The following is a 17,782-nucleotide window of genomic DNA, read 5'->3' on the forward strand; positions in this document are numbered from 1 at the left end:
ATCACATGGCCCTTTTTCGTTTGCCATCCAGTGGACCTGCCGCCCTCGCCCCACGTGGTAACGGGCTGCTGTTGCGCGCGCCGCAGATGTCCGACTTCCTGCAGTGGGCGCACCTGCGCGAGGGAAGCCGGGATTACCTGACGCCTTGGGAGCCGATCTGGCCGTCCGATGATCTCACGCGCTCCGGCTTCCGCCGGCGCTTGCGTCGCTATGCCGAGGATATCGCCGCGGACCGGTCCTATCCGTTCCTGATCTTTCGGGAACTCGACGGTGCTATGGTCGGCGGCATCACCCTTGCGAATGTCCGCCGCGGCATCGTTCAAGCCGGGACGATCGGCTATTGGGTCGGGCAGTCCTATGCCCATCGCGGCTATATGACCGCGGCGCTGCGGGTGCTGCTGCCGACCCTGTTCGGCGAGCTCAACCTGCACCGGGTGGAGGCCGCCTGCATCCCCACCAATGCGCCGTCGATCCGCGTGCTGGAGAAGTGCGGCTTCTCCCGCGAGGGGCTGGCGCGTCGCTATCTCTGCATCAACGGGGTCTGGCAGGACCATCTGCTGTTCGGCCTGCTGCACGAGGATTTCCGCGGCTAACCAAGCCGAAACTTGCCCTGTCGTGTTGCCCTATCGTTTGCCTTGGGTTCGCCGATTTTGACGATATAACGCGCAGCAGGCCGGCGATCTGCCGGCACATTGTCATGGAGTATGGCCCCTTGAAGGTGAGAGAGCTTCGGTCCTCGCAGACCGCGCTGCGGCGAGGTCCGGTGATCGCACTGGCATTATCGATTGTGTTCGCGGCGGCTTCGCCTGCGGCGGCGCAGTCGCTGACTGACCGCTTCAAGAGCCTGTTCGGCGGGTCCTCGGACGAGCCGCCGGCCCAGACCACGACGCCGGCGCCCGGCCAGCCGGCCGATGCCCAGACCGAGGTCGACTGCCCGCCGGTCACGGTGCGTGCCGGCGCATCCACCTATGCCGTGGCCGTCCCTGGCAAGCAGGCGGTCGGCAACGATGTGCGCTACCAGGCCTCGATTACCAAGATGGCGCGCGAATGCGTCCGCAACGGCAGCGAGATCACCGCGCGGATCGGTATTCAGGGTCGTATCGTCGCCGGCCCTGCCGGTGCACCCTCATCCGTCGAGATTCCGTTGCGTGTCGCGGTGGTGCAGGGCGGCGTCGGCGAAAAGGTGATCGGGTCGAAGGCCTATCGCACCACGGTGGCAATGTCAGAAGACGGCAGCGTGCCCTTCACCTTCGTCGCGGAGGACATGGTCTATCCGATGCCGTCGGCGGCAGCCGCCGATTCCTACATCTTCTACGTCGGCTTCGACCCGCAGGCGTTGTCGGGATCGTCGAAGCCGGCGCCGAGGAGGAAGAAGTAGGCCGCGTTAAATAACACGCTGTCATGCCCCGGCTTGCCGCCTCCGCTGAAGCTTCGGCGAGCCGAGTTCGCGAGCCTCGTCGGAGCCTTGGCGGAGACGGGACCGGAGCATCCAGTGCGCCGCAGCCTTTCCGTATCATTCTCCGTCTCTGGAATACTGGATCGCCCAGTCGAGCCGGGGCATGACACCGAGATTTTGGATGGACCAATCAGCCAACAAAAAAGCCGGCGCTCATCGCGCCGGCTTTTTGATTTGTGAGGAAGCTCGCCTCAGTTCAGCTTCTGCCGAACCTCGGTGATGCCCTTGGCGAGCAGGTCGTCGGCGACCTGGCCCTTGACCGACTGCGACAGGATCGTGGAAGCAGCCTGGACGGCGGCCTCTGCGGCTGCGGCGCGGACGTCGGCGAGCGCCTGGGCCTCGGCGAGCGCAATCTTGCTCTCCGCGGTCTTGGTTCTGCGGGCGACGAAATCCTCCATCTTCGCCTTGGCCTCGGCCGCGATGCGCTCGGCTTCGGCCTTTGCGTTGGCGATGATGTCCTGCGCCTCACGTTCGGCGCTGGCGCTGCGCGCCTTGTAGTCGGCGAGCACCTTGGCGGCCTCTTCCTTCAGGCGCCGGGCGTCGTCGAGCTCGGCCTTGATACGCTCGGCGCGATGGTCGAGCGTGGTCAGCACGGTCTTGTGGACGCCGAGATAGCCAAACACGACCATCAGGATCACAAAGGCGACGGCGACCCAAAATTCAGGTTCGAAGAACATCTCGACTAACCTTTCAGGGACGCATCGACCGCTGCGTTGACCGACGCTGCGTCGGGAACGACGCCGGTCAGCCGCTGCACGATCGAGCCGGCCGCATCGGCCGCGATGCCGCGGACGTTGCTCATGGCGGTGGTGCGTGTCGAGGCAATGGTCTTCTCTGCCTCGGCAAGCTTTTTCGCCAATTGCTCTTCCAGCGTCTTGCGTTCGGCTTCCGCCTGCGCATTCGACTTTTCGCGGGTCTCGTTGCTGATCGCCTGGGCGCGCGAACGCGCCGAAGCGAGCTCGCCTTCATAGGCCTTTAGCGCCGCGTCGGACTGGTCCTTCAGCTTCTGCGCCTCGGCCAGATCACCGTCGATCTTGTTCTGACGTGCCTCGATCACGCCGCCGACGCGCGGCAGCGCAATGCGCGACACGATCAGATAGAGCGCGACGAAGAAGATCGCGAGCGACACCAATTGCGATGGAAAGGTGCTGCTGTCGAACGGCGGAAAGCCGCCGCCGTGGTGACCGCCCTCGGCCTCGGTGTGAGCATTGGCCTCCGGGCCTTTTGCCCCGCCATGACTCTCAGCCATGGAGATCTCCTGTTGCTGTCATGCGCGCCGCCCGTAGGTCGGGCGGCGCGAATACCTCCTCAGAGCGGAACGAACAGCAGAAGCAGCGCGATCAGCAGCGAGAAGATGCCGAGCGCTTCGGTCACGGCGAAGCCGAAGATCAGGTTGCCGAACTGGCCCTGAGCGGCCGACGGATTGCGCACTGCGGCTGCGAGGTAGTTGCCGAAGAGGACGCCAACGCCGACGCCCGCACCGCCCATGCCGATGCACGCGATGCCCGCGCCGATAAGTTTTGCTGCTGCCGGATCCATTTTTGACTCCTTGGAAAGAAAGATTGGGTTGTGGGTGGAAATTCCCCGGACCGCTCAGTGTCCGGGATGAAGGGCGTCGTTGAGGTAGATGCAGGTCAGGATCGCGAACACATAGGCCTGGAGGAACGCGACCAAAAGTTCGAGCGCGGTGAGCGCGACGGTAAGGGCGAGCGGCATCACGCCGCCGATCCAGCCGACGGCGCCGAGCGAGACGCCGAGCATGGCGACGAAGCCCGCGAATACCTTCAGCGCGATGTGGCCGGCCAGCATGTTGGCGAACAGACGCACGCTGTGCGAGACCGGCCGCAGTAAGAACGACAGGATCTCGATGAACATCACCAGCGGCAGGATGTAGCCGGGAACGCCGTGCGGGACAAAAATCTTGAAGAATTTCAGACCGTTCTTGTAGACACCGTAGATCAGGACGGTGAAGAAGACCAGCAGCGCGAGCGTCGCGGTAATGATCAGCTGGCTCGAGACCGTGAAGGTGTAGGGGATGATGCCGATCAGGTTCGAGATGGCGATGAACATGAACAGCGAGAAGATCAGCGGGAAGAACTTCATGCCTTCCGCGCCGGCGTTGCTGCGGATCATGGTCGCGACGAATTCGTAGGAGATTTCGGCGACCGACTGCAGACGGCCGGGAACGAGCTGCGTGCCGCTGGCGAGCATCAGGAGCGAGATCACCGCAACCGCCACCAGCATGTAGAGCGACGAATTGGTGAAGGCGATCGTTTGATTGCCGATATGGCCGATCGTGAAGAGAGGCTCGATATTGAACTGATGGATCGGGTCGATTGTCATCCGCGCGGCATCTCTCGGTCTGCCGGGCAAGCCGGCGGGTCTCGGTCGCCGGCCGGGCCGGCCCGTACCGGCGAGGCCGGCACGATCAATTCCTCTGGCCAGAGGGGCTACGAACCACTGCGCCTGTTTTGACCCGCGCCCGCCGATCTCACCACGTTCACCACGCCAGCCACGAAGCCGAGCAGCAGGAACACGATAAATCCGAAAGGCGACGTCGACAGCAAGCGGTCGAACCCCCAGCCAATCCCCGCTCCGACAATGACCCCGGCGATCAACTCGGAGGATAGCCGGAAACCAACCGCCATCGCCGAGGCTCTGGCCGCTTCGTCTCCACCTTCACCTGCGGGTTGCTCGGTCTTGATCCTGCGGTCGCGAAATTCGGACAACCGCTGATTAAGACTTCCGAGCCTTGCGGAAAGCGCAGCCTCCTCAGGCGATTTATCGCCATTTCCATTCTCGCCGTGCCCCGTGCCTGTACTCATGCAACGAAGACCCGAAACGCCGCGGTTGAATGGAAATTACGCCCGCCACCCTCGAAAGCCGCGCGGACCATACTGACCGCACATAATCAAGTCAAGCCAAGTCACGATTGCGTCGTTTTCGTTTATCTCATTGATCTTGCTTGCGATATCGCTGCGTTCCCCAGCGCTGCACACAGCATGACGCCGCACCGCAGCAGCTCGCGCCGCAATCCGCGGGCCCTGCCTGGATTTGGTCGCTCCACGGATATCGAACGAGATGCGGAAATCAGTCGTCCCGCCGGCGCGTTTTTGGCGCGCGGGGTGTAGGATTGCGGGCAGGTTCACATCATCTTCGGACGGAGCAGCGCCATGAGGTCAGCGACGTCATCCAGAGCATCATGGGTCTCGGCGGCTGTCATTGCCGTGGCGGTCGCGGCGGGCGGCAGTCTTGTTTTCGCGCAGGCGGCGCCGGACAGCGAGAACGGCCGCTACACCATGACGCCGACCCCGGACGGCGTGCTGCGGCTCGATACGCGTACCGGGGTCGTGTCCACATGCTCGAACAATGGGACGGGCTGGGCCTGCTACGCCGTTCCCGACGAGCGCTCCGCGCTCGACGCCGAGATCGGGCGCCTGCAGGCCGAGCTCGAGAAGGCGAAGGCGCAGCTGGCCGCCGGGCCAACCGTCTCCGGCAAGATCGACGATGCGCTGCCGAAATCCGACTCGCTGAAGAAGGCCGAACCGAAAGCCGCGGAGAACAATCGCAAGATCGAGGTCCCGCTGCCGAGCGATCAGGACGTCGACCGCGTGGTGTCGTTCCTGGAGCGCGCCTGGCGGCGGTTGATCGAGATGGCCAACCGCGTGCAGAAGGACGTGTCGGGGAAGATTTAGGACCCACTGGCCTGCCGATGCGTTGAGCCTTCGTAGCGTGGGCAAAGGCGCGAAGCGCCGTGCTCACCGTCTTTCCACGATTGCAACAGAAGAGGTGGGCACGCTTAGCGTTGCCCACCCTACGGCAGTATCCGAATTGAAAGAGTTTCGATGACATCAACGACGCGCTCCGCGCCATCGACCGTGCAGGCCACGACGATCAGCACATCGCTACTGACCGTGCACACCTCACGCCGCGGCTTCGTCGACCTCACGGCGGAAGCGGCAAAATTCGTGCACGATGTTCGCGCGCGCGAGGGTGCGTTGACGCTGTTCATCCGTCATACCTCGGCGTCGCTGACGATCCAGGAAAATGCCGATCCCTCCGTGCTCACCGATCTCACCACGGCGCTGTCGCGGCTTGCCCCGGAAAATGCCGGTTGGGTGCACGACACCGAGGGACCCGATGACATGCCTGCGCATATCAAGACCATGCTGACGGAGACGTCGCTCCAGGTGCCGGTCCTGAAGGGCGAGCTGGCACTCGGCACCTGGCAGGGGATCTATCTGGTCGAGCATCGCAGGGCGCCGCACCGGCGCGAAATCGTGCTGCAATTCATCGGCCAGACGGTCTGACCGGCGAGCGCGCTGACAAAACAAAACCGGCCGCGAATTTCGCGGCCGGTTTGCATTTCGGCTTGCGTCGGCGGCCGGCGCCGGCAGCTTGCGCGATCAGGTCGACTTGATGTCGACGTCCTTGGTCTCGGGCAGGAACAGGAAGCCGACCACGGCAGTGATCACCGCGAACACGATCGGATACCAGAGGCCGGCATAGATGTCGCCGGTCGAGGCCACGATCGCGAACGCGGTCGCCGGCAGCAATCCGCCGAACCAGCCGTTGCCGATGTGATAGGGCAGCGACATCGAGGTGTAGCGGATCTTGGTCGGGAACAGTTCGACCAGCATCGCCGCGATCGGCCCGTAGACCATGGTGACGAAGATCACCAGGATGAACAGCAGACCGATGATCGCGGCCACCTGCGGACGGAAGATGTCGAACGGATGCGCCATCTTCACGATGCCGGGGTCACCCGCCTTGGGATAACCGGCTGCCTGCACCGCCGCGAGGACGGCCGGGTTGCTGTCCTTGGCGTTGGCGTAGGGCACTTCCGTGCCGTTGACGACGACCTTGACGCCGGAGCCGGCTGCGCCGGGCATCGTCACGTATTTGACCGACGACTGCGACAGGAAGGCGCGTGCGGTGTCGCAAGGCGCGGTGAAGACGCGGGTGCCGACCGGGTTGAACAGGTCGCCGCAGCCTGCTGGATCTGCCCACACCTCGACCTTGCCGGCTTCGATCGCCTTCTCCAGCGCCGGGTTGGCGTTGGTGGTGATCATCTTGAAGATCGGGAAGAAGGTCAGCGCCGCGATCAGGCAGCCGCCGAGGATGATCGGCTTGCGGCCGATCTTGTCGGACAGCGCGCCGAACACGACGAAGAAGCCGGTGCCGAACAGCAGCGACCAGGCGATCAGCAGGTTGGCGGTGTAGCCGTCGACCTTCAGGATCGATTGCAGGAAGAACAGCGCGTAGAACTGGCCAGTGTACCAGACCACGCCCTGGCCCATGGTGCCGCCGAGCAGAGCGAGCAGCACCAGCTTGCCGTTCTGCCAGTTGGCGAAGGCCTCCGTCAGCGGCGCCTTCGAGCTCTTTCCTTCGTCCTTCATCTTCTGGAAGATCGGCGATTCATTGAGGCGGAGCCGGATCCAGACCGAGACGCCAAGCAAGAGCACCGAGACCAGGAACGGGATACGCCAGCCCCACTTGGCGAACTCGGCTTCGCCGGTCGCGGTGCGGGTGAACAGGATCACCAGCAGCGACAGGAAGAGGCCGAGGGTCGCGGTGGTCTGGATGAAGGAGGTGTAGTAGCCGCGCTTGCCGTTCGGCGCGTGCTCGGCGACGTAGGTCGCCGCACCGCCATACTCGCCACCGAGCGCGAGACCCTGGGCAAGGCGCAGCGCGATCAGGATCACCGGAGCTGCGAAGCCGATGGTCGCGGCGTTCGGCAGCAGGCCGACGATGAAGGTCGACAGACCCATGATCAGGATGGTGACGAGGAAGGTGTATTTGCGGCCGACGATATCGCCGACGCGGCCGAACACGATGGCGCCGAACGGACGGACCAGGAAGCCGGCGGCGAACGCCAGCAGCGCGAAGATGTCACGGGTTGCTGGCGGATAGTCCGAGAAGAATTGCAAACCGATGATGCCGGCCAGCGAGCCGTAGAGGTAGAAGTCGTACCACTCGAAGACGGTGCCGAGCGATGAGGCGAGAATGACGAACCGTTCGTCCTTCGTCATGCCTCCTGCGCCAGCACGGGACACAGTCATTGTCGTCATGTTGAAGTCGCTCCCCGTAAATCGTTTCCTCGCTCCCAGATGTCCGGACTCAGCCGGCGGCTTCTGGGCTTGCTTACCCCCAAGGTAACATCGCCGTGAAACCGGTCCCAATACGACTTTTGGCCTTTCGCACTGACGCGTGGCTGACGGCTGCTGGCATGCAACGCCCCGGGAGGTGGAAGATCGGGATTAACCCCTTTGCCGCAAAGGGATAATGTGGGCTTGCATGCCACGGCCGCTCGGGGAAGAATTGCCCCGCCGGCACCTGGCTAGCTGGCCCGACCACAATGACAGCAAGAGATCGATGAACGCTCCCGCAACCCGCCTCGTCATCGCCGATGACCATCCGCTGTTCCGCGATGCGCTGCGCCAGGCCGTGGCCGGCGTTCTGACTTCAGCGCGGGTCGACGAGGCCGGATCGTTTGAGGACCTGACCAAGCTCCTGGAACAGGATTCCGACGTCGACCTGGTCCTGCTCGACCTGTCGATGCCGGGAATCTCGGGCTTTTCCGGCCTGATCTATCTGCGTGCGCAATATCCGGCGATCCCCGTGGTCATCGTCTCGGCGTCGGACGACAGCGCCACGATCCGCCGTTCCCTCGACTTCGGCGCCTCCGGTTTCATACCCAAGCGGTTCGGCGTCGAGACCCTGCGTGACGCCATCCTGAAGGTGATGGATGGCGACGTCTGGGTCCCGCCGGATACCGACCTCAACTCGGCCGCCGATCCCGACATGATGCGTCTGCGCGACCGTCTGGTGACGCTGACGCCGCAGCAGGTGCGGGTGCTGATGATGCTGTCGGAAGGTCTCCTCAACAAGCAGATCGCCTATGAGCTCGGTGTCTCCGAGGCGACCATCAAGGCCCACGTCTCCGCGATCCTGCAGAAGCTTGGCGTCGAGAGCCGCACCCAGGCCGTGATCGCCGCCGCCAAGATCGCCGGCGGCCAGTGGAAGCAGGGCACGCCGACGCAGTAGAACCAAGCTGTCATTCCGGGGCGATGCGAAGCAACGAACCCGGAATCTCGAGATTCCGGGTTCGTTTCGCGCCCCGCAATGACGTCATCTCACTCCGCCGCCACCATCTGCTGGGTGCGCCATTGCCCGAGAAGGGCGCGGAGCGAGGCGGGCTTCACCGGCTTGTTCAGCACGGCGATCTGCTCCTCGCGCGCGGCGACCTGGACGGCCGGGCTGCGGTCGGCGGTGATCAGGATCGCCGGAAGATTGTCACCGAAGCGGCGACGGATGTCGCGGATGGCGGCGATGCCGTTGCCGCGGTCGAGATGATAGTCGACGAGCAGGCCCGTCACGTTACGTCCGGCGGCTTCGATCGCACTGATCGCGCCCTCGGGGTCTGCGACCGCGATGACCTCGGCGTCCCAGGCTTTCAGCAGCGTGCGCATGCCGTCGAGGATCGCCGCGTCGTTCTCGATGCACACGATCAGCGCGCCGGCAATCGGCGCGCGCGCGAGCGGTGTGGCGCTGGTCACGGCTGCGGTATGGGTCGCCGCCTTCGCGGTCGGCACCGTCACCGAGAACATCGAGCCGCCGCTCGCATTGGCATCGATGGCGATGCCGTGCTTGAGCACGCGCGCCAGGCGCTCGACGATCGACAGACCAAGGCCCAGGCCGCGCGCAATCCGCGCGCCCTGTTCGAGGCGGTGGAATTCCTTGAAGATCTCGGCGCGCTTCACGGTCGGGATGCCGACGCCGGTGTCGTAGACGCAGACTTTCAGCGATTGTCCCTGGCGGCGGCAGCCGACTAAAACGCGCCCGCGCGGCGTGTATTTGATCGCGTTGGAGATCAGGTTCTGCAGCAGGCGCCGCAGCAGCAGCCGGTCCGATTTGACCGCCAGCGAGCAGGGCATGAAGGTCAGCCGCAAGCCCTTGGCGCGGGCGATCGGCGCGAACTCGATCTCCAGCGACCGCATCAGGTCGCCGATCTTGAAGCTCGAGATCGAGGTCGTCATGGCGCCCGCATCCAGCCGCGAGATGTCGAGCAGCGCGCCCAGGATCTCCTCGATCGCCTGGAGCGATTCGTCGATGTTCTCGACCAGCCGCGTCTCTTCGCCGCCATGCTGACGCTCGACCAGGCTCGTGGCGTAGAGCCGCGCGGCGTTCAGCGGCTGGAGGATGTCATGGCTCGCCGCCGCGAGGAAGCGCGTCTTGGAAATGTTCGCGTCCTCGGCGGTGCTCTTCGCCTGGGCCAGCTCCGAGTTCAGCCGTGTCAGCTCCTCGGTGCGGTCGCGCACCCGCTTTTCCAGCGATGCGTTGGCGCGCTCCAGCGCTTCCGCCGCCTCGAAGGACGGGGTGACGTCGGTAAAGGTGATGACGAAGCCGCCGCCCGGCATGCGATTGGTCAGGACCTCGATGACCAGGTGGCGATCGGGCAGGCGCTCCAGATACGGCGCGCTATCGGTCGTATAGGCGATGAGCCGTCGTGCCAGCATCGCCTCGTGGTCGTCGACCTCCGCCGGGTTGCCGGCGCCCATGAATTCCAGGATCTCCCGCAGCGGCGTGCCGAACTGGATGAAATGCGGCGGCACGCTCAGCAACTCGCCGAACTGCCGGTTCGAGCAGATCAGCTGCAGGTCCTCATCGAACACCGCAATGCCCTGACGCACATGGTTGAGCGCGGTCTGGAGGATCTCGCGGTTGAAATGCAGCGCCGCATGGGAATCGTCGAGCAGTTTGAGCGCGGCTTTTGCCGACACGGTCCGCTTGCGCAGCAGGAGCGACATCACGAGCCGCGAGGAGGCCGCTCCGATCGAGGAGGCGATCATGTGCTCGGCGTGCTGCAGCAGCTCGAAATCGGCCGGTGCCCCGGCTTCGAGCCGAACATTGCGCCGTGCCGCAAAGGCCTCGAAGGAATGCCGCGCGCGGTCGGGCCCGAGATATTGCGCGACCGTGCTCTGGATGTCCTGCACGGTGACGGTGGTGCGCCAGCGGCGGAAATTCGGTGCGATCGGCGCGAGCGTGTTGGGGACGAACAGGTCGCCCTGCACGAGCTCGATCGAGCTCGGCTGGCGTGCCAGCGAGAGCAGCACGTAGGTGAGGATGTTGAGCGACAGCGACCAGGCGACCCCATGCAGCAGCGGCGGCAGGTCGGCGCCGAACAGCGCCTGCGGCCGCAACGCCTCGATGCCGAACGGGCCGTGCTGGAGCAGCAGGATGCCCGAGGTCGAGGAGTCGAGGAAGCTCGGCAGGAACAGCGTGTAGAGCCACACAGCGAAGCCGACCAGCATCCCGCCGATGGCGCCGCGCGCGGTGGCGCGCCGCCACAACAGGCCGCCGAAGAAGCTCGGCGCAAGCTGGGCGATGGCTGCAAAGGACAGAAGACCAATGGCCGCGAGCTGGGTGTTGCCAAGCGCGCGATAATAGAAATAGGCCATCACCATGATGGCGAAGATCGCGAGCCGCCGGGAGCGCAGCAGGAAGTCGATGAAATCCGTGGCGCCGGTGCGGCCCTCGGGCCGGCGCTTCAGCACCAGCGGCACCACGAGATCGTTGGAAACCATGATGGAGAGCGCGACGCATTCCACGATCACCATCGCGGTCGCCGCCGACAATCCGCCGACGAAGATGCCGACGCTGAGCAGGTCGCTGCCGCCCGCCATCGGCAGCGCCAGCACGTACATGTCGGGGTCGATCGCACCGAACGGGAAGGTCACGAGGCCGGCGAGCGCGATCGGGATCACGAAGACGTTGATGGCGACGAGATAGAGCGGGAACAGCCAGCGCGCGCGACCGACCTCGGCATCGGACGAGTTCTCCACCACGCTGACGTGGAACTGGCGCGGCAGCAGCATGACCGCGCAGAACGACAGCAGCGTCATGGTCAGGAAGTTGCCGATCGAGGGCGAGTAGTTGATGGCGCGCACCGCCTCCGGCGTCTTCATCGCGCGCTCGATCAATTCGTGCGGCGAGAACATCCAGAAGGTGACGAAGGCGCCGGCGGCGAGGAACGCGACCAGCTTGACGATGGATTCGGTCGCGACCGCAAGCATCAGCCCGTGCTGGTGCTCGGTGGCATCCGTCTGTCGCGTGCCGAACAGCACGGCGAAGGCCGCCATCGCCAGCGTCACCATCAGCGCCATGTCGCCGAGGATCGGGATGTGGGAGAAGGCCTGGTCCTCGCTCAAGATGGTCTCGAGCGAGGAGGCGACGGCCTTCAGCTGCAGGGCGATATAGGGCACCGAGCCGATGATGGCGATCAGCGCGACCGTTGCCGCCACCGCCTGGCTCTTGCCGTAGCGCGCGCCGATGAAGTCGGCGATCGAGGTGATGTTCTGTGCCTTGGCGAGCTGGATCACGCGGCGCAGGATGCCGGTGCCGATCCCGATCATCAGGACCGGGCCGACATAGATCGCGAGGAAGTCGGTCGAGGTGCGGGTGGCGAAGCCGACCGAGCCGAAGAAGGTCCAGGAGGTGCAGTAGATCGCGAGCGAGAGCGGATAGATCAGGCCGGAGGCATGGCCGGCCCGCGCCTGGGAACGGCGGTCGCCGTGGCTCGCCACCAGGAACAGAAAGCCGATATAGCCGAAAGCGGCTGCGATCACGCCCCAGTCGTGCAGCATTGCTGGGGAACCTCTCCCTTGCGTCGCGGCCAAAGCCGCGTCCGATCTCATTTTCCGAAGAAAATCTAGCGCTTAAGCTTGCCGCAAGCGACAGCCATTTTTCCGGTTGCGGTAGGAACCATCATCGTCGTTAAGCGCCAAGGCGAGCTTACCCTCCCCTTCCAGGGGAGGGTGAAACATAGCCTACTCCGCCGCCAGCGACTTCTGGCGCAGTGGCAGGCCGAGGCGGTCCCAGACCTGGAGGAGGGCTTCGGCGAGCTGATCGATCAGGCCGTCGTCGTGATAGGGCGAGGGCGTGATGCGCAGCCGCTCGGTGCCCTTGGCGACGGTGGGATAGTTGATCGGCTGGATGTAGATGCCGTGCTCTTCGAGCAGCAGGTCGGAGGCCTGCTTGCACTTCTCGGGATCGCCAACGAACAGCGGCACGATATGGGTATCGCTCGACATCACCGGCAGGCCGGCGGCATCGAGGATCGCCTTGACGCGGGCGGCGCGGTCCTGGTGGCGCTCGCGCTCCCAGCTCGAGGTCTTCAGGTGCTTGATCGCGGCGGTTGCGGCCGAGCAGATTGCCGGCGGCAGCGCGGTGGTGAAGATGAAGCCCGGCGCATAGGAGCGCACGGCGTCGATGATCTGGCCGTTGGCCGCGATATAGCCGCCGAGGCAGCCGAAGGCTTTCGCCAGCGTGCCTTCCAGGATGTCGATGCGATGCATGACGCCGTCACGCTCGGCGATGCCACCGCCGCGCGGACCGTACATGCCGACCGCGTGAACTTCATCCACATAAGTCATCGCGCCGTATTTCTCGGCGAGGTCGCAGATCCTGGCGAGCGGGGCGACGTCGCCGTCCATCGAATAGAGGCTCTCGCAGGCGATCAGCTTCGGCCGGTTCGGGCCGGCGGCCTTCAAGAGCGCTTCGAGATCGGCGAGATCGTTGTGGCGGAACACGATCCGCTCGCAGCCGGACTGGCGGATGCCCTCGATCATCGAATTGTGGTTGAGCTCATCTGACAGGATCAGGCAGTTCGGGATGAGCTTTGCGATCGTCGCAATCCCGGTCTGGTTCGAGACGTAGCCGGAGGTGAAGAGGAGAGCAGCCTCCTTGCCGTGGAGGTCGGCGAGCTCGGCTTCGAGTTGCACCAGCGGATGGTGGGTGCCGGCGATGTTGCGGGTGCCGCCCGCACCGGTGCCGACCCGGGTCGCGGTCTCGACCATGGCGCCGACCACCTTCGGGTGCTGGCCCATGCCCAGATAGTCGTTGGAGCACCAGATCACGACGTCGCGCTTGCCGTTGGGCGAGTGCCATACCGCATGCGGGAACCTGCCGGCCATGCGCTCCAGATCAGCAAACACGCGATAGCGCCGCTCGGCGTGGAGGCGGTCGAGGGCAGAAGAGAAGTACTGGCTGTAATCCATCGGCAGACCTGCAGCGGAACTTAAGGGCCCAAGCGGCTAATCTTCTTAGAGCTTTTCAAGCTCTAATGTCTATGCGCCAACCCGCATTTGGCAATGCGGCGGGCAGGACCATTCATAACGGCGGGCCATCAGCAATAATTGATGTGGATCAACCGGCTAGCGCGGCCGCGACGCGGCGGGGCGCCGGCGCTTGGGCTGCGTGGTCGCGCTCGCGGCGGCATGGACATTTTGTCCATGTCGCTTCGCCGGTCATGATCGCGGAACCGGCTGGGCCGGGCGCGGCTGAAACGGCTGCGGTGCCGCCGTCCCCGGGCGGACAGCTCTTGCAAAGGGAAGCGCTATGAAACGAGTGATGATCCTGAACGGCCCGAACCTCAATCTCCTCGGCGTGCGCGAGCCGCACATCTATGGCACGACGACGCTTGCCGAGATCAAGGCAAGCTGCGAGGAGGCTGCTTTGAGGCTCGATCTCACGGTCGCCTTCCACCAGTCCAACCACGAGGGTATCCTCGTCGACCTGATCCAGTTGGCGCGGCAGGATGCCGATGCCGTCATCATCAATCCGGCTGGCTTCTCCTTCACCTCGGTCGCGATCATGGATGCGATCAAGGCGTTCGAGGGCCCCGTGCTGGAGGTGCACATCTCCAACATCCACGCCCGCGACGAATATCACCGGCATTCAAAGATTTCGTTCGTCGCAGCCGGCGTGATCTGCGGGCTCGGGCCCTATGGCTACATCGCGGCGATGCACGCGATCGCGCAGATGCAGTGAGGGCGGGCGCTCAGGTCGTCCTGAACTGGAGCACGCCGTCCTTCTCTTCCGCGGTCAGGCGTCCCTCGACCAGCATGTAGTTGACGTGGGCGATCAATTCGCCCGCGGCAAAGCCCATCTGGTGGGCATCGAGCACATGCTTGTGGAACACGACCGGCACGAGCTGGGACGAGGTCTGCGGCACCTCGCGGCACGCTTCCGCGATCATGCGGCAGCGCTCCTCGTGATGGTCGGCGAGCTGCTTGATGCGGGTCTTCAGCCCAAAGAACGGCACGCCGTGGCCCGGCAGCACCAGCACGTCATATGGCAACGTCGTGGTGAGGCTCGCGAGCGAGGCCAGATACTCGCCGAGCGAGTTCTGGTCGGGCTCGACCGCCCAGACGCTGACGTTCGGCGAGATCTTGCTCAGCACCTGGTCGGCGGAGAGGAACAGCTTGTCGTCGGCGCAGTACAGCATCACCTGATCGAGCGCGTGGCCGCCGCCGGTGATGACCTTGAAGCGCCGGGTGCCGATCACGACCTCGTCGCCATGCGAGATGCGGCGGTAAGAGGCAGGCAGCACCGACACGCGCTTCAGATATTCCTGGCCGCGGCCGAGCAGCTTGTCGGTTAGCGTCTCGTCCATGCCGTGGCGGCGGAAGAACAGTCGCTGCGCGTTGCGCCGCTCCTCGGTGCCGCGGTTCTGATGGTAGACCGATTGCAGATATTCGACCTGTGACATCTCGAGCGGGCAGTTGAACCGCTCGACGATCCAGCCCGCCAGGCCAACATGGTCGGGATGCGAATGGGTGACGATCAAGCGCGTGATATGGACGCCCCTCAGCGGCCCGTCGAACAGCTTTGTCCAGGCCTCGATCGTCTCCTCGTTGCCGAAGCCGGAGTCGATCATCGCATAGCCATCGCCGTCGGCGAGCAGGTAGATGTTCACATGGTTGAGGCGGAACGGCAGCTTGAGCCGTACCCACAACACGCCGGGGCGCACCTCCACGACCTCTTCGGGGCCGGGATGCTGTTCCCAGGGGTAGCGCAGCGCCTCGGCTGAGGACTGCGCGCTGTCGCTCTTCGAATGCATGGACTATCGGTACCCGCACATCGGGCGGGACGCCAGCCGAAAAGCGCTGCGGAGTAACCCCGCATAGCGGTCATTCCGTCCGTAGTTTTCCGTAGCCCGGATGGAGCGAAGCGAAATCCGGGAATTCTCACGCGCAAATGCCCCGGATTGCGCTTCGCTCCGTCCGGGCTACGCATACACGGTCATTCCAGGGGCGCGTAAGTGCCCCGGAATGTCGGCGGCGGCGACTAGGCCGCCCGGATATTGCTGAGGAACGCGTCGATCTCCCCGCGCAGCACGTCGGCCTCGCGGCGCAGCGCATCGGAGGCGCTCAGCACTTCCGTCGCCGCAGCACCCGCTTCGGCCGAGGCCGTGGAGACGCCGACGATGTTGCTGGAGACCTCGCTGGTGCCCCCCGCGGCGTGCTGGATGTTGCGGGCGATCTCGCGCGTCGCTGCGCCCTGTTGCTCGACAGCGGCGGCGATCGTCGTGGTCACGTCGTTGATCTCGCCGATGATCTGGCCGATGCCTCGGATCGCGCCGACCGCAGAACTCGTGACCTGCTGCATGCTGGCGATCTGGGTGCGGATCTCATCCGTCGCCTTCGCGGTCTGGCTGGCGAGGCTCTTCACTTCGGAGGCGACCACGGCGAAGCCGCGGCCGGCCTCGCCGGCACGCGCCGCTTCGATCGTGGCGTTGAGGGCGAGCAGATTGGTCTGCGAGGCGATGGTCTGGATCAGATCGACGACCACGCTGATGCGGCTCGCGCTGTCTGCGAGGCCCTGCACGGTCGCGTCGGTCGCGCCGGCCTCGTGGACCGCCTTCTTCGCGATCTCGGCCGAGGTGACCACCTGGCGGCTGATCTCGGCAATCGACGACGACAATTGCTCGGTACCGGCCGACACCGTCTGCACGTTGACCGAGGTCTCCTCCGCTGCTGACGCCACGGCGTTGACCAGCGCATTCGACTGGTCGGCCGTCGACGACATGCTCTGCGCGGTCGCCTGCATCGAATTGGCCGATTGGGCGAGGCTGTCGAGCGCTGTGCGCACGGTGCCTTCGAACGATCCGATCTGCGCCTCCATGCGCGCGGCGCGCTCGGCCTTCGCAGCGCGGTCCTTGTCCTGCTCGCTCGAGAGCGAGCGGGCCTTGATCATGCCTTCGCGGAACACCTGCAAAGTGTCCGTCATCGCGCTGATTTCGTCATTGTGCCTGGAGCGGGCAATCTCGGTGTCGAGGTCGCCTGCGGAGAGCAATTGCATCGCGCGCTGCAGTCCGCCGATGCGCCGCAGGATGTTGCGTCCGACATAGAGCCAGACGAATAGCGCCGAGCCGACCAGGGTCAACGCGCCCAGCGCCAGCATGACCATGGTGGCGAACGAAATCTGCCTGCGCGCCTGGAAGGTCGAGTCGTTGGTCTCCCTCTGCACGCCTTCGACCAGTTGCTGCACGCTGATGCCGAGGCCGACATTGAGCTTGCGGGTTTCATCGAGCACGGTCTGGCCGTAGTCGGTGGCGTCGAGCTCCTTCTCACGCAGGTTGAACACACCGGTCTTCCCGGTGCCGAGCGCAAGCAGCTTTTCGGCCGTCTCGCGCAGCATCTTGCTGCCCTGATTGTCCGGCAGCAGGTCGAGGTTGGAGCGAAGGCGTCCCTGCGCCGTCTTGAAATCCTTCTGGATGTCGTCGAGCTTGTCGGCGGTATTGGCCGAAAGCGCCGCGCTCATGTCGGCCGCCGCAAGATTGCCGGCGGCAACGACGTTGCCAAGCTGGCCGACGGTCTGCGCGGCTTCGGTGGCGTCTTCGGCCGAAAGGTTCGCGGAGCCGAGAATCGCGTTCACCTGGGTCTGGGCGTTGAGCATCGCGGGGCTGGCCGCGCCGACGAAGTCGCCCTGCGCCTTGCGTAGCGCATCGTATTGCTTGTCGTGAAGGGCCGCGACGTCGAGCCGCTCGCGCGCGGCCGAGGTCAGGCTTTGCGCCGCCTCATTGAGATTCTTGATGGTGTCGTTGAGTCCCGTGACGACCGTCTTATCGGCGCCGAGCTCGATGATCTCGCCGAGCTTCTGCTGGACCTGCTGCTGCAATTCCTTGAGCTTCCTGGTGTGCTCGTTCAGCGCATCCTCGCTCGGCGCCGCGAGGAGCGCCGGACCCTGTGCGGCGAGGCTGGCGCTCAGTGCCGACAATTGCAGACTTGCAGCGAGACGCGGAATGTCCCGTCCGCTCAGATCGACCATGCGTTCGCCGAGATTTTGCAGCACGTAGCCGGCGCCTGCCGAGATCACGAGGCCCATGCCGGCGATGACCGCGAAGGCGGCGAACAGGCTGCCGCGCACACCCCATTTCAGCAACGAGACACGAGGCCTGAGTCTGCCCAGGCTCATACGGATCGCCATCAGAATTCCCCCACGCCGACTGCTTTATATTTTGCGGGCGGCAGTATCGGGGTA

The 17,782-nt window shown here is 64.8% G+C and carries 16 protein-coding genes; 6 read left to right on the top strand and 10 right to left on the bottom strand.

What is annotated here, in order from left to right; genetic code table 11:
• Positions 1–5: 5 nt before the first annotated feature.
• Positions 6–593: a GNAT family N-acetyltransferase gene (locus SO156_RS09520; protein WP_449379159.1), complete on the top strand. Its 588-nt coding sequence runs from the start codon at positions 6–8 to the stop codon at positions 591–593.
• 104 nt (positions 594–697) lie between these two features.
• Positions 698–1,378 (top strand): hypothetical protein, encoded by a 681-nt coding sequence (locus tag SO156_RS09525; protein ID WP_498534590.1) that lies wholly within the window; start codon positions 698–700, stop codon positions 1,376–1,378.
• 269 nt (positions 1,379–1,647) lie between these two features.
• Here the strand turns inward: SO156_RS09525 and SO156_RS09530 are convergent, their stop codons facing one another.
• From SO156_RS09530 to SO156_RS09550, 5 genes are all read right to left on the bottom strand, one after another.
• Positions 1,648–2,133 carry a F0F1 ATP synthase subunit B family protein gene (locus tag SO156_RS09530; protein WP_498534591.1) on the bottom strand — a complete coding sequence of 162 codons (486 nt, stop codon included), beginning with the start codon at positions 2,131–2,133 and terminating at the stop codon, positions 1,648–1,650.
• 5 nt (positions 2,134–2,138) lie between these two features.
• Positions 2,139–2,705: a F0F1 ATP synthase subunit B gene (locus tag SO156_RS09535; RefSeq protein WP_458146858.1), complete on the bottom strand. Its 567-nt coding sequence runs from the start codon at positions 2,703–2,705 to the stop codon at positions 2,139–2,141.
• A 59-nt stretch (positions 2,706–2,764) separates the two neighbouring features.
• The gene (locus tag SO156_RS09540; RefSeq protein WP_027521425.1) at positions 2,765–2,995 is read right to left on the bottom strand and encodes a F0F1 ATP synthase subunit C; all 231 of its coding nucleotides are present in this window, start codon (positions 2,993–2,995) and stop codon (positions 2,765–2,767) included.
• 54 nt (positions 2,996–3,049) lie between these two features.
• Positions 3,050–3,799 carry a F0F1 ATP synthase subunit A gene (locus SO156_RS09545; protein WP_498534592.1) on the bottom strand — a complete coding sequence of 250 codons (750 nt, stop codon included), beginning with the start codon at positions 3,797–3,799 and terminating at the stop codon, positions 3,050–3,052.
• A gap of 107 nt (positions 3,800–3,906) precedes the next feature.
• Positions 3,907–4,281: an AtpZ/AtpI family protein gene (locus SO156_RS09550; RefSeq protein WP_458146860.1), complete on the bottom strand. Its 375-nt coding sequence runs from the start codon at positions 4,279–4,281 to the stop codon at positions 3,907–3,909.
• A gap of 348 nt (positions 4,282–4,629) precedes the next feature.
• Between SO156_RS09550 and SO156_RS09555 the strand changes: the two genes are divergently transcribed.
• Both SO156_RS09555 and SO156_RS09560 read left to right on the top strand, forming a co-directional pair.
• Complete coding sequence (locus SO156_RS09555; RefSeq protein ID WP_498534593.1) at positions 4,630–5,151, top strand: hypothetical protein; 522 nt, start codon at positions 4,630–4,632, stop codon at positions 5,149–5,151.
• A 150-nt stretch (positions 5,152–5,301) separates the two neighbouring features.
• Positions 5,302–5,766 (top strand): secondary thiamine-phosphate synthase enzyme YjbQ, encoded by a 465-nt coding sequence (locus tag SO156_RS09560; protein ID WP_498534594.1) that lies wholly within the window; start codon positions 5,302–5,304, stop codon positions 5,764–5,766.
• Between the two features lie 96 nt (positions 5,767–5,862).
• On the opposite strand, the gene SO156_RS09565 is transcribed toward SO156_RS09560, so the two are convergent.
• On the bottom strand, positions 5,863–7,488 hold the full coding sequence (locus SO156_RS09565) for an MFS transporter (protein ID WP_458146914.1): 1,626 nt from the start codon (positions 7,486–7,488) through the stop codon (positions 5,863–5,865).
• Between the two features lie 343 nt (positions 7,489–7,831).
• On the opposite strand from SO156_RS09565, the gene SO156_RS09570 reads away from it, so the two are divergent.
• Positions 7,832–8,503 (top strand): response regulator transcription factor, encoded by a 672-nt coding sequence (locus tag SO156_RS09570; protein ID WP_458146863.1) that lies wholly within the window; start codon positions 7,832–7,834, stop codon positions 8,501–8,503.
• A gap of 89 nt (positions 8,504–8,592) precedes the next feature.
• On the opposite strand, the gene SO156_RS09575 is transcribed toward SO156_RS09570, so the two are convergent.
• The gene (locus SO156_RS09575; protein WP_498534595.1) at positions 8,593–12,102 is read right to left on the bottom strand and encodes a PAS domain-containing hybrid sensor histidine kinase/response regulator; all 3,510 of its coding nucleotides are present in this window, start codon (positions 12,100–12,102) and stop codon (positions 8,593–8,595) included.
• Positions 12,103–12,285: 183 nt separating this feature from the next.
• The gene (hemA, locus tag SO156_RS09580; protein WP_458146865.1) at positions 12,286–13,515 is read right to left on the bottom strand and encodes a 5-aminolevulinate synthase; all 1,230 of its coding nucleotides are present in this window, start codon (positions 13,513–13,515) and stop codon (positions 12,286–12,288) included.
• A gap of 340 nt (positions 13,516–13,855) precedes the next feature.
• Between hemA and aroQ the strand changes: the two genes are divergently transcribed.
• Complete coding sequence (aroQ, locus tag SO156_RS09585) at positions 13,856–14,287, top strand: type II 3-dehydroquinate dehydratase (RefSeq protein ID WP_458146866.1); 432 nt, start codon at positions 13,856–13,858, stop codon at positions 14,285–14,287.
• A 10-nt stretch (positions 14,288–14,297) separates the two neighbouring features.
• On the opposite strand, the gene SO156_RS09590 is transcribed toward aroQ, so the two are convergent.
• Positions 14,298–15,359, bottom strand: a complete 1,062-nt coding sequence (locus tag SO156_RS09590; RefSeq protein ID WP_458146867.1) for an MBL fold metallo-hydrolase — start codon at positions 15,357–15,359, stop codon at positions 14,298–14,300.
• A 227-nt stretch (positions 15,360–15,586) separates the two neighbouring features.
• On the bottom strand, positions 15,587–17,728 hold the full coding sequence (locus SO156_RS09595; protein ID WP_458146868.1) for a methyl-accepting chemotaxis protein: 2,142 nt from the start codon (positions 17,726–17,728) through the stop codon (positions 15,587–15,589).
• Positions 17,729–17,782 lie beyond the last annotated feature (54 nt).

This window comes from Bradyrhizobium sp. UFLA05-125 (assembly GCF_059803515.1).